This is a genomic window from Ruegeria sp. BC1, from assembly GCF_056539305.1.
The window spans coordinates 11,731-25,343 of sequence record NZ_JBQFUT010000003.1 but is presented as its reverse complement, the minus strand read 5'-3'; the positions used below and the strand labels follow the sequence as shown (position 1 = coordinate 25,343).

The following is a 13,613-nucleotide window of genomic DNA, read 5'->3' as shown; positions in this document are numbered from 1 at the left end:
GAGGTGTTGACGTAAGGCATAATACCTAGGGTGCATCTCGGTCCGGTTATTGATTGTCTCGGTGAACCCGCTGTGGTGGCATCTTACTCATATCATTCTCTGGCTTGGAATATCTGCGACCGCTTAGAGCCGGGCGCCGTAACGGGCCGGTCAACGCCGGTAAAAACCCAACTGCAAATGCGATCCAGGCGATGCACCACGTCGCAGCCGCCAATTGCACAGCTGGTAAATCGGGAATTAGCGGAGCCATCAGACGCATCCATGTTGTTACCCAGATCAGTGCAACCCCGATGGCAATGCATGCATTGGCCTTCATGTTATCGTCTTCGGTATGTGCTGCTGCCCGTCCGCCAATTGCCATAATCAATCCAGACATCGCACCGATGCTGATGGCATGTAGTGCGTCGGACATTGGATAGACTGCATGTGCAAGGCCTGACACGCCGACGGCAATCAGCCCCAGAGGCAACCAGAGGAAGGAAAGATGAAGCGCGGCAAGCAGCGGATTGGGAAACGCCCTTGTCATTCGCCATCCCCGCATCCCCCATAGGATCGTCAATGCTGCGGTGATCATGGAGATAAATGCGATATCGTGAAGGCCAGCGAAGAACGCAACAATGGCTGTGGCCAGAAGCCCTTGTACAAGCCGCATGAGAAGGTCTGAAGCGGTGCGCGCACGGTACGGGCGACTGAACAAAGCAAACCAGTTGTTGGTGAAGGCAGGTATCGCCCGCATGCCAACGCCACCCATCAGCATGCCGATCCCGATCAGCAGGGTCGGAGCATACGTCAGACTGTCCCAGGGCGAGGCATTGGTTGCGGTGGTCAGAAACGCAACCTCGCCGCAACCCAGCCCAACAACGGCGAACACAAATACGATCTTATGGCAGGCCCCATTTTTTACCAATTGAAACCCGACAACCAACGCCAATAGCAGAAAATACCCGAAGTTCAGGGCGATAATCAGCCAAATAGGGGTAAAGTATGTCAATGCCATCGCAAGACGCGCGGATAGCCAAAGTATCAACAGGGTGACCAGACCTGCGCCTTGAACCGGGGGGCACCCAGTCCAGCTTGGCAGAGCGGTCAACAGATACCCACCAATGGCCGCACCGGCAAAGCCAAAGGTCAACTCATGAACATGCCATAGAACCACGGGCTCGAACCCAGGGAGGGGCAGGCCAAACTCAACACCCAAAGGCCACCAGCCGACGGTCAGCAGAGCATATAATATAGCTGCCGAAAACAGCGGCCGATGCGGGGCTTGCCAGAACGCACGGATTGCGCCGGTCTCGCCCGCGGCGGCTTTCACTTGGGTGACGCGCCCGACCAGTCCGCGCCGCAAGCCCCGGTCAAGAAGCCGTCACTTAACCGAATATCGGGGTTCGAAATGCGAACTTCGTGCGCCAGACGCCCTTTGGGCAGGGTCTGATCAATGCGTTGGCGGTACAGGGTACAAAGCAGACCGAACCCTTTCGATTGCGGGGACAGGCGCAGGGCGGACACACCGGCAGATCGCAGCAGATCAATTTGGTGATCGGTGCAGACATGGCTATCGGACAGGGTCTGCACGCCGTTCATCGCCATAAACGGCTTGCCATCCGAAGTCAGCACATCCAGCCCGTCCGGGTCGTCCTCGCAGGCAAACTGGCAGTTGTCCTTGGTACGACCGTGCAGTCGCGCGTGATAGCAACGCCCGGATATCGCAAGCGGCAGGCGCCCATGGCCCCAAACTTCGATTGCAATACCAAGATCGGCGCCTTCCTTTGCCAGCGCTTCGACAGATGAAAGGGGCAATTCCGGCGGTAGGCATACGCGCCGCGCACCACGAGAGGCCAGCCACCGCAACGTGCCTTCGTTGTAGACATTCACCAGAGGGCCAACGGAAAAACCGCAGTCCCCAGGCAGACTGGCAAGCGCGGTCAGGTCGTTGATTTCGACCATAGCGCCCATCTCGGCCAATTCCGCCGTCAGCTTGCGTTCTCGCTTGAGGGTCACCAAGGCAAGGCTGGTTAGGGCAACCTCTTTCCCGGCCTCGGTCAGCTTTGTGACCGCTTCGGGGATGCGATCCTGATAGAATGGCAATCGTTTGGAACAGACAAGCTCTCCGATCACGACACGGTTCACGGGTGAGGCGGTCAAATCGTCGTAAAATCCGCTCCAGGTTTCGGCAGGCCAGAAAAACTGGTTGGGCCCTACTGTCAGTTCCATCCTGTTATCTCCACGTTTTCTTGTAGGCGCCGGTTGTTGCGGCTTGCCCTTCGGACAGCCGTGCCAGCATGCCTTCGGGCAGGGGCCGCCCGGCCTCCAGTGCATCGACCGCAGCGCGGAAATTACGCACCACCTGCGCTACATAGGACTTCGATCGCTGCCGCCCTTCGATTTTGAGGGCAGTTACTCCGGCCTTTTGCAACTGAGGGATCAACCGCTCGGCATTCAGGCTGACGGGGTCTTCAAAAAGATGTCCGGTTTTGTCACCAGCCGAGAAACACCCTTTGCACAGGGTCGGGTAAGGGGCGGGCTCACCCTTAGCGACACGGTGAATGAGATAGCCACCAAGTCGGGCATCCAGTGCGCCATGATCATCAATATATTCCACGTGGCTGGCGGGTGAGCAGACACCATTCATGTTGGGTGACAACCCAGTGGCGTAGGAGGAAAGTGAACAGCGCCCCTCGGCCATAACGCACAGTCCGCCAAAGACAAACACTTCCGTTTCCACTTCGGTTTCGGAATTGATCGCGGCTATTTCGGGCACCGACAGAACCCGGGGTAGAACGACACGTTTGACACCAAAGGTCTCGGCATAAAAATTTATGACATCAGCATTGGCCGCAGCCGCTTGTACCGACAGATGTCGGCGCAGGGCTGGGTGGTTTCGGGCCGTGTGGTCCAGCAACCCCAGATCGGCCAAAATCACCGCATCCACGTCGCAGGCTTCGGCATCATGGATGGCGCGGTGCCAGATCGCCTCATCCCCGGCGCGGGGGAAAGTGTTGATGGCAACCAGCACTTTGGCACCGTGCCCGTGGGCGAAGGTCACGGCCTCTCTCATCTCGGATCGGTTGAAATTCAGACCGGGAAAATTGCGGGCGTTGGTTTCATCGTTAAAGCCGCAATAAACCGTATGCGCACCTGCCTTTACGGCAGCACGCAGGGCGGCAGGTGTCCCTGCGGGGCAGACAATTTCCATCACCATAGGGTGGCATCCTCAGGTCTGGTCAGACACAGCCCGGTCTGACGCTCGGCAAATGCGATCAGCTGGTGCAACGGGCGCGAAAATGGGCCGGAAAGAGCGGCGGCCTCCTGCGCCAAATCCAGCTCTGCGTCGTCGATCGCGTTGCGCAGAGCCAGGACTGCGGCGGTGTCGCCCTCGACCACGAGATCGCGTGAGAAAAACAGGGCGTCGCCGTCAAACGCGCCATGAACCAACCCCAATAGCGCTGCCAACGGGCCAGATATCCGCGCAGGGCCTGACGGCTGGCGCCGGGTGAGTCTCACCTTTGGCCGTCCGCCATTCGGGTTGAGGCACAGGACAATCGGCAGGTCGGTCGGATCAATGACAAATTCCGTACGGCCGTGCTCGCCAAGACGTTGGAACATGCAGGGATGGGTTTTGGCGATTTTGCGGGCAAACACAGTCAGGGATAGCGATAGCGGCGCAAGTGGCATGACCCGCAGGCCGGTTGCCAATGGGGCAGGGCAGTGCGGTATCGAGTTTTTGGGATCGGACAAACAGGCCTCCTGCCACCTAAGCGATGTGGATCAATCCCGCTTTCCTATGCTGCGCCGGGTTTCCCTGAATTGACTGTTGTCAATTCTGCCGGTTGTTTTCGTTGCTAGGTGGGTGGTAGTTTACCGGAGCCGTCCCATTCGCACTTTGCCGCAATATCCCACTCTTCGACATTTCCTGAATTGGTGCGAAGACAACGGTCAGTTTTGCGCTGTTTCCGACCCGGTTACCGTGCGCCATCAGATGACGGCGGTACACCGCACCGTTCTGGAGGCAGGCGGGCCGGTGCTGCGGTTTGACCACCCAACATTTGGCCAGGGCCAGAAGGCGGATATTCCGGTTGTGGTGAACCTTTTTGGAACCATGGAACGGGTTGCCGCCGGACTTGGGGTTTCGATGGATGGGCTGGACGATCTAGGCTCATTCCTTGCAGCGCTTCGGGCTCCGGCCCCGCCAGATGGGTTGCGGGATGCACTGTCGCGTTGGCCCCTGTTAAAGGCTGCGCTGTCGACCCGACCAAAGATCACCAAGTCGGCCCCGGTTCAAAGCGTGATCCACAGTGGGGAAGACGTCAACTTGTCAGCCCTACCGATCCAAACGCATTGGCCGGGCGATGCCGGGCCGCTTATTACGTGGCCGGTTGTAGTCACTCGGCCCTATACCAGTAGTCCGGAATCCGTTGGAAGCTATAACGCGGGTGTCTACCGGGTACAGGTTCTGGACCAAAGTCGCGTGATCATGCGTTGGCTGCCGCATAGGGGAGGGGCCGCGCATCATCGCAGCTGGGCACAGCGCAACGAAAAGTTGCCCGTCGCAATCGTTCTGGGCGCAAACCCGGCGACTCTGCTGTCGGCGGCATTGCCGCTGCCTGAAAATGTATCCGAACTGACATTTGCAGGTACTCTGAATGGCGCTCGTCCGCGATTGGTCCCGGCCCGAACCGTTCCCCTACTGGTTCCAGCAGATGCCGAGATTGTATTGGAGGGCTGGGTTTCACCCACCGAAACCGCGCCAGAGGGCCCTTTCGGGGATCACACCGGGTATTACAACCCTGCGGAACCTTTTCCCGTGATGCAGGTCAGTGCCGTGACCCACCGCGAACACCCTTTGTACTTGTCGACGTATACCGGTCGTCCGCCGGATGAACCCGCGATTATCGGAGAAGTCTTCAACCAGCTCGCCTTGCCAACGATCCGCGCCCAAATTCCCGAGATCCGCGATCTTTGGCTGCCCCCTGCCGCCTGCTCCTATCGCATTGCCGTTGTCAGCATCGAGAAACGTTATCCCGGGCAGGCGCGGCGGGTCATGATGGCGTTGTGGGGGATGTTGCCTCAGTTCAGCTATACCAAAATGATTGTTGCGGTGGATTCCGACATCGACCCCAGAAATTGGAATGACATAGCCTGGGCGCTGGCGACACGCATGGATCCCTCTCGCGACGTGATGGTGTTGGAGAATACGCCCATGGACTATCTCGATTTTGCGTCTCCGCAACCCGGTCTGGCGGGGAAATTGGGGCTGGATGCAACCACCAAAATCGGCAGTGAAACCCGCCGTGAATGGGGGCAGGTCATGCGATCTGCAGATTCGGATGTCACCTTTGCTACCGATCTTGTGGACCGAATTTTGCCGGAGCTGAGAAAATGAACAATTCTCGTGTCATACTGGGGGTGTCCGGCGCGTCCGGTGCAGCCCTCAGCCTTTCGACCGCCCGAATTCTGTCGACGCTTGGTATCGAGATTGATCTTGTGGTCAGTCGGGCTGCCCGCCTTACTCTGGAACAGGAATGCGGTGCCAATGCCTTTGGAAACCTGCGCGATCTGGCCACTCGATATCATGCTGCCAGCGACGTTGGTGCCAGCATCGCATCAGGTTCGGTTCCGGTATCGGGTATGATCGTGGCGCCCTGTTCGATGCGGTCCCTCGCGGCGATCTCACATGGGTTGGACGACAACCTGCTGACCCGCGCAGCCAGCGTGCAGCTGAAAGAGCGCAGGCCGTTGGTATTGCTGACCCGCGAAGCCCCCCTGACGCTCGCCCATCTACGGAATATGACTGCAGCCACCGAAATGGGCGCGGTGATCATGCCACCGGTTCCCGCCTTCTACCTCGGGCCGCGCGGTCTGACCGACATTACCGATCAGATCGCGGCACGTGCCGTTGATTGTCTGGGCGTCAACGCTCCGGTTGCAAAGCGATGGCAGTCCTTGGCGGACGTAAATCAATGATCCCACTCCACGCACATCATGTAACCGCTGCCGAGGTACACAAAGGAAAATTCCCTTAAGTCTACCTACTGTACCTCCACGTTGGCCCGGCGGTTTCGCCCGATCCATCCGGCAAGGGTATCCGCATCAACTTCTGCGCCAGTGATTTAATAGTGTACATCGCGGGCACCAAATCACGCAAAGCGCTTTTGTCTTCGTTGAATGCGACTTGCAGACCGTCCAGCAATCCGGACCAGGCTTCATTGAACTCGGCGGAAATTGCTGCAATCTCGGGCGCGTTTTTGTAGTTGTCTTCGGACGGGTCGTCCTGCATCGGCGAGACAGCACTCCAATCGACAATAAGATCACCGCCTGTGGGCGGATCATTCACGCTATCGTCCGGGTGATAGTAACGGCTGTGCAGTATTTCATTGAACTTGAAATAATGCGCAATGTCTTCGCGTCCTTCGGGTCCGGGTATGGTGTCTCCGTCACCGGCCCTGTGCCCCATGTCGGCCCCTTCACCTTCTTCCATGATTTCCTTGATTGCCTTCATCGCAGCCTTGCGGCGCTGCGCCGGGGTTCCGGTCACCTCGATCACTTCGCCCCCGGCACCAAAATAGTCGTCGTTCGAGATTTGCCGAATAGCGTCACCGATGAAAATCGCATCGTCTCCGAAGGTGTCGCAGGCTTTTTCCAGTTCCTGTCTGATGAACGTGTAGAACCCACCAATGGTGTGATAGTCACCCTTTTTTGCAGGCCCCGTATCCTTGGGCGCGGTTTCGATCAGGCGAAAGCTTTTGACCTGTTTGGGCGAAAACCGGCGCAAATGAACAGTTGGACCACGCCCTTGCAGGAGCGGCTGGGGATACGTGGGCAACTGATCCGGGTCGTTCAGGACCGGAGATCCGCCGATCGCGTTCAGGACGTTCGCCACGAGCACCATGTGCAACATTTCCTCGACCATGACTTGCCGGATCACTTCGATGGGTTCGGCATTTACAATGGTTGGCTCTGACCGGTCGTATTGTCCTTGTTCCAGGATGGAATAGCAGGCGGTCGCATAGGGGGGGATGGTCGTCAGCTCGAGTATCAGCGCATCCTGAAGCAACCCGCACAGTTTCTCGCGTGTTTTGTCCAGCTTGTCCTGAGAAGTCATTTCGCACCCCCTTTCTGAACGGCCTTTTTGATGGCTCTGGAAGCTCTGTAGGCCATGGCGGACAGCGTCAGTGTCGGGTTAGACGTCGCAATCGTGGGCATCGAACCTGCACCGACCAGCCACAGATTGTCGTGATCCCAGGCTCGCATCACGTCGTTGGTCACCGAATTGTGCTTGTCCGAACCGATCCGGTGCGTACCGACCAGATGACCGGCCCCAAAGAAGGTGTATCCGCGCCCGTCATAAGTGAAATACCCCGCATCCGAAGGGTTATATGCCGTGTGGTTCTTGATACCCAACCGCTGAAAAATCTGAGCGCATGTATCGTATGCTGCCGCCAGACCGGCGCGCGAATAGTCATCCAGATCGTAGCTGATGACCGGGCGGTATTCTCCCATCGGCGTACGATAGGCCGGGTCGATTGTGACTCGGTTCGTTGATCGGGGCAGTTGCTCGACCAGAGTGCCGATGCGGATCTGTCGCTGGACATCGTGATAGAGTTTGTCCCGCAGGGCTTTGCCATACAGGTTTTCCTGTTCAACCAACCGCGTCACGTCCGAGTTCGGTGACCCCGCAGAAAAGTTCCAGCCCCAATTTCCGATCTCAAGCCGGAATGCCGCGGTTTTGTCGCGGAAGGTGCCGTCTCTGAAATTCGCGTAACTGGATGTGGATCCTGGCCCACGAAACGGACCTACGGGTTCAGGCGCGGCGCCCCAGGTCATCATGTAAGGATGATCCATCAGGTTGCGCCCTAACTCGCCACTGGTCTTGCAGATGCCGGAGGCCAGCGCCAGCGTGACGTTTTCAATGGCCCCACCGGCCAATACATATTGCTTACCTTTTGCGCGGCGCAATTCGTACTGGGGCACACCGGGAAATGGGTATTTCTTGTAGACGATGCCTGAAACGCGGCCGCTTTCGGCAAGTTCGACCTTTGATGCAATCGCCTGGGTGATCGTCTCCATAAGGTGCTTGCCCGCGTGCCTTGCATCTTCCAGCGTCTTCATCGCGTTGTACTTGGCCTGAATGGGGCAAATCGGAATACAGCTTGAATTGCCTTCGCATCGCTGGCCCATATAAGCAAACGGTCCGGTTGATCCGCGCGGGCGGAACTGCGGCCGCCGCTCTCCGCCCACAGGGATATCCTTGGAGTTTTTTGGAGTTCGAGGGGTGGAATTTCTTCCTTGAGGTGTGCGCGACACTTTCAGACTGACAGAGTCCCTTGCATCCTCACCGATTTCGATGGGCATTCCGTCCGCGCGGGCAAAAAAGCTATCAACATAGGACGAAGGGATTGAGTGCATCGGATAATCATAACCCTTTGCGAAATACCCTTTGTTATCGTATCGGCCAGAAGTGCGAATTCCCAGCGCCTCGGGCGTTTGCTCGTCAGCATCAGCCGAAACTCCGATCTCCCATTCGGCCCGTTCGTAATCAGAACGGATGTCCTGATAGCCAAAGGGCCAATCGACGCCCAGACCAAAACGGCTCTGCATTTCGAAATCCGCAGGCATCATTCGCAGGCTGGTGCCCAGCCAGTGCAGAGACGTGCCGCCATATGCCATCAGGTAGTTGCTGCCGAATGGCAGCGGACCGCGTTGCACGAAATAGCCATTCGTGTCGGGTTCAGTGCCCCGAACCGCCGTGATATCAAGCACCGAAGGTGACGGAAGTGTCGGCAGGTCTGGATAGGGTGAATTCGGCGTCTTGGCCAGAGACAGGTAATACTGGTCCAGATAAGATCGATAGGTCTCCCACGTTTTACCGTGATCTGCTCCCGCTTCGAGGATCAGAACGGAATGGCCTGCAGACACAAGTTCTTTCGCCAGTATGCCGCCAGCAAACCCGGCCCCCACTATCACCACGTCATAGGTTCTGTCGTCGTCCGTAATAGCACTCATTTGCCTGCCCCCCGTTGTTTAGGGGGTTCAAGGCTCCATGCCCCAAAACCCTGTTGTTTCGCTCCCATGGGGTGGGCGCCGATGGCATCCCAGACCAATCCTTCCTTATAGGCGCGGGTCGAGATGATCTTGACTACGTCGAACCGAGAAGCCCCATAGATTTCGCGCCATTCCTGTGGAAGGGGCATCCATTGGCCGGTGTACCAAAGCTGAATCAGTACACGTGCCACCGGGCCAAGGCACCTGTCGGACAGGTAGGACTGGCGGATAATCTCATCATCATTCTCTTTTCCCAGCTGTGGTGCATGAGACAGGAACATCTTCAATATGTTCTCGGGCAAAACCTGCCGGAACTGGTGCCAGTATTCCTTGGCACAGCCCGTCCCCTGCAACTCGGCACTGTCATATCCGGTCAGTGCGGCGCTTACGGTCAGAAAGGCCTGATAGTCAGGTGTTTCATCATGCATGGTCATGGCGGTCCCCGTCGATGGCGTCCACATAGAAACCGCGCGGTTCAAAGCAGGCGGGTGGGCTTTCAAAGACCTGCACGGCGACGGGCGTCATATCCGTGAACAGCTTGTGCATGTCGCGTGTCATCGGAAAATCATTCTCGCCCAGTTTCAGATGAAAACTCTTTGCAATGCGCTTGGTGTCTTTGGTTGTCAGCATCGCCGTTTCAAACAGGCCCGAGATGGTCCATCTGGTCCAGACAGTTCGACCAAGCCCGGTTGCGAATTCCGGGATTGGCGTACAATTCGTCAAGGTCCACTGGTCACCCTTCAATTTTCCCAGATCGGCCTTCAGGTCGTAGACGATGGTTTGCGGATCGTCAGGGTTGACCAGTTGTATCCACCACTTCTTTGGGGAAATCGGCGGTTCGCCTTTCATCTTGGCGTTCAAGGAAGGAACCTTGTAGTTGAAATGCCCCAGAAACTTAGGTTCGCCAAAGGCTTGCCGGCCTGCCGTAACTGCTACGGCATTGTCCGCCGCGACATGGATGCGCAAATGGCCAATCGTCTTGGTTTGATCCCGGCCGTGCAAATATTCGGTCAGGGACATTTTGGGCACACCCGGCACCCGGTTCGTAGGGTAGGCCAGAAGGTTGAACTCTACCTCGTTCACGAACCCCAGAGAGTTATCGTAGTGCGCAGTGTAGCGTTGAAAATTCAGCAGTATGACGGCTTTGTTTTCGCCGTTCTCATCGGGAAACTCAGCTACGCAAAGGCCAGTGCCTTTGACGAAAGGCTTGGCCACTTCGACCGAGGTGTACCAGTACATCCATTGGCATTGCAAAGAGGCGTAGTAGAAGGGGAAGGTGTCAAAAAGTTTCGGCAGCTTCGGCATAACTCCGGTGACGTCGGTTTGATGGCACCGGTCACTTTTGGCTTTTTTCTTTGTCATGATGGCTGTGTCCTCCCCACTGGCTTTGACAAATTTATGTACTCAATTCTTGTCCGTTGATGCCTCCGGCATGGCTGTCGATAAATTCTTCAAAATAGTATGTGCCTCAAGCAGTGCAGGCGCACCTCCAGCGGCCTGATCCAGTGCTGACTGAACAGCCTTGCCCACCTCATCCAGGTAACCTGAGGAAGATTGGAGTCCGGCCATTTCTTTGACTACGATCAGAAGCGGGCCGTAGTGACCCAGCTCAAGCGCCAGCAGTGCGGCGTCTTTGAAATGTTCGATCCCGTCGCGGTCTTGGCCATGTGCCAGCGCCAGCTTGCCCCGCAGGCAAGTTAGGCCAACGATCCAGAACTTCTCACCGCTGTTCTGAGCGAACTGGTCGGCCTGATGAAAAAGGTCTTCGGCCAGCTCAAGCCGCTCATGTGAAATGGCGGCATCTGCGTACAGATACAGAAAAAAGCTCAGCCCCAACCGACAACCGGTGTCGCGCCATTCCCGCAGGCCCAGTTCAATATCGTCCAGCGATTTCTCGCCATCTGTGTTGCGACGTGCCCATCCGTTCATGACCCGCGCCCAACCGCGCCAGAATTGAAATGAGTACTCTTCTGAAAGTGCGATCAACGTCGCCGAACTGTCCTTTACTGACCCTTCGTCCCCGCGGAACAAAGAAATCCATCCCAGGAATGCATGGGCAAAGGATTGGCTGAACGGGTGGGAGGTCTCTTCGGCATGCACAAGCGCGGCGTTGATGGCCTCAAGCGCGGTGGCCTCATCCCCGGACAGCCAGCTCGACAAGGCTCGATAACCCTGTAGGGCGACCGAAAGATCCACGACGTCATAGTCCAGACCAACAAATCGGTGCTCGATCGATAGGTCGACCTCAATCCCCGCATCCAGATGTCTCAAGGCATCCACCGGGTGGCCCAGATACGTCTGTAACGCCCCGTGCGATCGTTCGGCAGAGACCAGAACCAATGGGCTGTCCAAATCCTGACACAGGGAAACCAGCCGGTCCGCGTTCTGTTTCGAAATGGCGTATTCCCCACCCAGCATCGTTGACCGGAACTGGCCATACACAACCTTGAACAGCCGTTCCGTTTCACCGTATTCGCGGCACAAAGCCTGCGCGCGGGAATAAGCGGACAGAACCGACTTGTGCGCATAGCCCCGAACAAAGGCCAGTGGCACGGCTATCATGATTTGCAGATCAATCTCACGCCGATCGCGCTCTTGCGAGGGAGGCATTTCCTGAAGGCATTCCAGCGCATGTTTCAGATGTGTGATGGCTTCGACATTGGCGGAATGATCCAGCGCCTGGCGCGCTGCCGTCATCAGCTTGCCTTCAGCGGCCGCATAATTGCCCGCACGCCAATAGTGGTGGCCCAGAATTTCCGGTTCGCGCGCGACGGTTTCCGTGTATTTTGCCTCAAGGACGTCCGCGATTTGTCCGTGCCATCTGGATGCAGTTGATCGCAACATAGACTGATATGCCGCATCCTGTACTAGCGCGTGCCGGAACCTGAACGCGTCTTCGCCACCGGGCTGTCCCACCGAAACGATCAACTCTGTTTCTAGCAGCTGATCCAGCGCGTTCGCGATGTCATCGTCGCTCCAGTCCAAAACCTCGGACAACAGGTCCCGCTCAAAGTTCCGCCCGATCGCGGCGGCGACCTGCACGATCTCACGACTGGCGGACAACCGGTCGAGCCGGGCCATGAGTGAATCCTGTAGTGTTTCAGGGATTGCCATGGACAATTCGGCCTGACTTTGGCCCCGGCTGGCCAGCAAGCCGGATTCCATCGCCATCTTGGTCAGTTCTTCGACAAACAGGGGTACGCCGTCGGTTCGCTCGGCCAACTGGCTCAGAACCTCTTCGGATGGCCGGACACCGGAAATGCTTTCCACCAGCTTATAGATGTCGCGACGCACGAGGCGGTTCAGCTCCAGGCTAGTGACATGAGACTGGTTCCGCCAGGGCGACTGAAACTCGGTACGGGCTGTCATCAGTACCAGACACCGCCGGTTCGATAACTGTTCTACCCAGGTATTAACAAACTCCAGCGTCGAGGCGTCAAACCAATGAACATCATCAAGCAACAGCAGCAATGGCCTGTTTTGTTCCAGCCCCGCGCAAAGTTGCAGCAGGGATTCGATTAACGCCCCTTTTTCGCGCTCGGGCGCCATCGGCTCGACCAGGGACGTGCTGTCCTCCAGACCCATCAAACGCAGAATTGGGGCGGCGTAGGATTCAGTGTCTAAGCCCAGTTCGGTCAGAAAACCGACAATCTTTTCTCTGCTATCGTCTGGTGCCGCGTTGGGTGACATTCCTGTCAGCGTGGTCAGCGCATTCTTGATTGGGAAAAAGGCGCTGCTTTGATGCAGAGGCGACCCGAAAAGAATGAACTGGGTCGAATCTTCACTCGATAGCCCATCCTTAAGTCCGAACGCGATCTTGGATTTTCCTACTCCGGCGTCGCCAGTCAGCAGCAGAACCTGCCCCTCACCATCCAGCGCGCCTTCCCATCTTGACTGGACCAACGCGATTTCAGCGGTCCGTCCGATTGTCGGCGTCGTGTCATGGGAAAAATCCTTGCGGGCAGACTCGAACCCCGAAACCTTTCTTTGCACCCGATACAGCTCCATCGGCGTGCTCACCCCGGCAAGGGGCGGGCTGCCGATCGATGTGAAATCCAGACGCTCACCGATCAACCGGCGTGTGACCTCGGAAACCACCACCTCGCCCACATCGGCGGCGGATTGAATACGGGCTGCCACGTTTGGAGTATCTCCGAACAGCCACACTTTTTCGTTCGTCGACGAGCTTGCGGCCGTTCCAACAACAACCGGCCCGGTGTGGATTCCAATGCGCACATTTGTGGAAACCGTCTGGCGCGAGAACCCAACGTCCATGTCACGCGCCGTACCGGCAATCTCGAGCGCACAAAGCGCCGCAGAATAGTGGCTTACTTCTTGCGCGGTCGGATAGCCAAAGATCGCAACCACACCATCACCGGCATAGTTCGCAACTTCACCGCCATATTTGACGACCGTCCGACCAACCAGATCACGGTATCGGGTTATGAGTTCTCGATAATCTTCGGGGTCGAATTTTTCGGAAAGGGCGGTAGAGCCGACCAGGTCGCAAAAAACAACAGTCAACTGGCGGCGTTCAGCGACGTTTTCGTGTGGTTGTTTTGGTGGTGTTTGTT

The 13,613-nt window shown here is 57.2% G+C and carries 11 protein-coding genes; 2 read left to right on the top strand and 9 right to left on the bottom strand.

Annotated elements, in window-relative coordinates; all coding sequences use genetic code 11:
* Nucleotides 1–46 precede the first annotated feature (46 nt).
* Genes ACR0IY_RS08340 through ubiT form a run of 4 tightly spaced genes read right to left on the bottom strand, consistent with a single transcriptional unit; the run spans nucleotide 47 to nucleotide 3,735 of the window.
* Complete coding sequence (locus tag ACR0IY_RS08340) at nucleotides 47–1,345, bottom strand: NnrS family protein (RefSeq protein WP_480672143.1); 1,299 nt, start codon at nucleotides 1,343–1,345, stop codon at nucleotides 47–49.
* Complete coding sequence (gene ubiV / locus ACR0IY_RS08335) at nucleotides 1,309–2,211, bottom strand: ubiquinone anaerobic biosynthesis protein UbiV (protein WP_480672141.1); 903 nt, start codon at nucleotides 2,209–2,211, stop codon at nucleotides 1,309–1,311. The genes ACR0IY_RS08340 and ubiV overlap by 37 nt, the downstream gene beginning before the upstream one ends.
* A gap of 4 nt (nucleotides 2,212–2,215) precedes the next feature.
* Nucleotides 2,216–3,193 (bottom strand): ubiquinone anaerobic biosynthesis protein UbiU, encoded by a 978-nt coding sequence (gene ubiU, locus ACR0IY_RS08330; protein ID WP_480672775.1) that lies wholly within the window; start codon nucleotides 3,191–3,193, stop codon nucleotides 2,216–2,218.
* Entirely contained in the window at nucleotides 3,193–3,735 is a 543-nt protein-coding gene (gene ubiT, locus ACR0IY_RS08325; RefSeq protein WP_480672139.1) for a ubiquinone anaerobic biosynthesis accessory factor UbiT, read from the bottom strand. The genes ubiU and ubiT overlap by 1 nt, the downstream gene beginning before the upstream one ends.
* A gap of 136 nt (nucleotides 3,736–3,871) precedes the next feature.
* Between ubiT and ACR0IY_RS08320 the strand changes: the two genes are divergently transcribed.
* Together ACR0IY_RS08320 and ACR0IY_RS08315 are read left to right on the top strand one after the other, a co-directional pair.
* Nucleotides 3,872–5,380 (top strand): UbiD family decarboxylase, encoded by a 1,509-nt coding sequence (locus ACR0IY_RS08320; protein WP_480672773.1) that lies wholly within the window; start codon nucleotides 3,872–3,874, stop codon nucleotides 5,378–5,380.
* Entirely contained in the window at nucleotides 5,377–5,961 is a 585-nt protein-coding gene (locus ACR0IY_RS08315; protein WP_480672137.1) for a UbiX family flavin prenyltransferase, read from the top strand. The genes ACR0IY_RS08320 and ACR0IY_RS08315 overlap by 4 nt, the downstream gene beginning before the upstream one ends.
* A 61-nt stretch (nucleotides 5,962–6,022) precedes the next feature.
* Here the strand turns inward: ACR0IY_RS08315 and ACR0IY_RS08310 are convergent, their stop codons facing one another.
* Genes ACR0IY_RS08310 through ACR0IY_RS08290 form a run of 5 tightly spaced genes read right to left on the bottom strand, consistent with a single transcriptional unit; the run spans nucleotide 6,023 to nucleotide 13,563 of the window.
* Nucleotides 6,023–7,099 (bottom strand): ferritin-like domain-containing protein, encoded by a 1,077-nt coding sequence (locus ACR0IY_RS08310; RefSeq protein ID WP_480672135.1) that lies wholly within the window; start codon nucleotides 7,097–7,099, stop codon nucleotides 6,023–6,025.
* Entirely contained in the window at nucleotides 7,096–9,000 is a 1,905-nt protein-coding gene (locus ACR0IY_RS08305) for a GMC family oxidoreductase (RefSeq protein ID WP_480672133.1), read from the bottom strand. Before ACR0IY_RS08305 ends, ACR0IY_RS08310 begins: the two co-directional genes overlap by 4 nt.
* Nucleotides 8,997–9,473, bottom strand: coding sequence for a hypothetical protein (locus ACR0IY_RS08300; protein ID WP_480672131.1), 477 nt, complete (start codon nucleotides 9,471–9,473; stop codon nucleotides 8,997–8,999). The genes ACR0IY_RS08305 and ACR0IY_RS08300 overlap by 4 nt, the downstream gene beginning before the upstream one ends.
* Nucleotides 9,460–10,401 (bottom strand): hypothetical protein, encoded by a 942-nt coding sequence (locus ACR0IY_RS08295; protein WP_480672129.1) that lies wholly within the window; start codon nucleotides 10,399–10,401, stop codon nucleotides 9,460–9,462. The genes ACR0IY_RS08300 and ACR0IY_RS08295 overlap by 14 nt, the downstream gene beginning before the upstream one ends.
* A gap of 42 nt (nucleotides 10,402–10,443) precedes the next feature.
* Nucleotides 10,444–13,563: an adenylate/guanylate cyclase domain-containing protein gene (locus ACR0IY_RS08290; RefSeq protein ID WP_480672771.1), complete on the bottom strand. Its 3,120-nt coding sequence runs from the start codon at nucleotides 13,561–13,563 to the stop codon at nucleotides 10,444–10,446.
* Nucleotides 13,564–13,613: the final 50 nt, after the last annotated feature.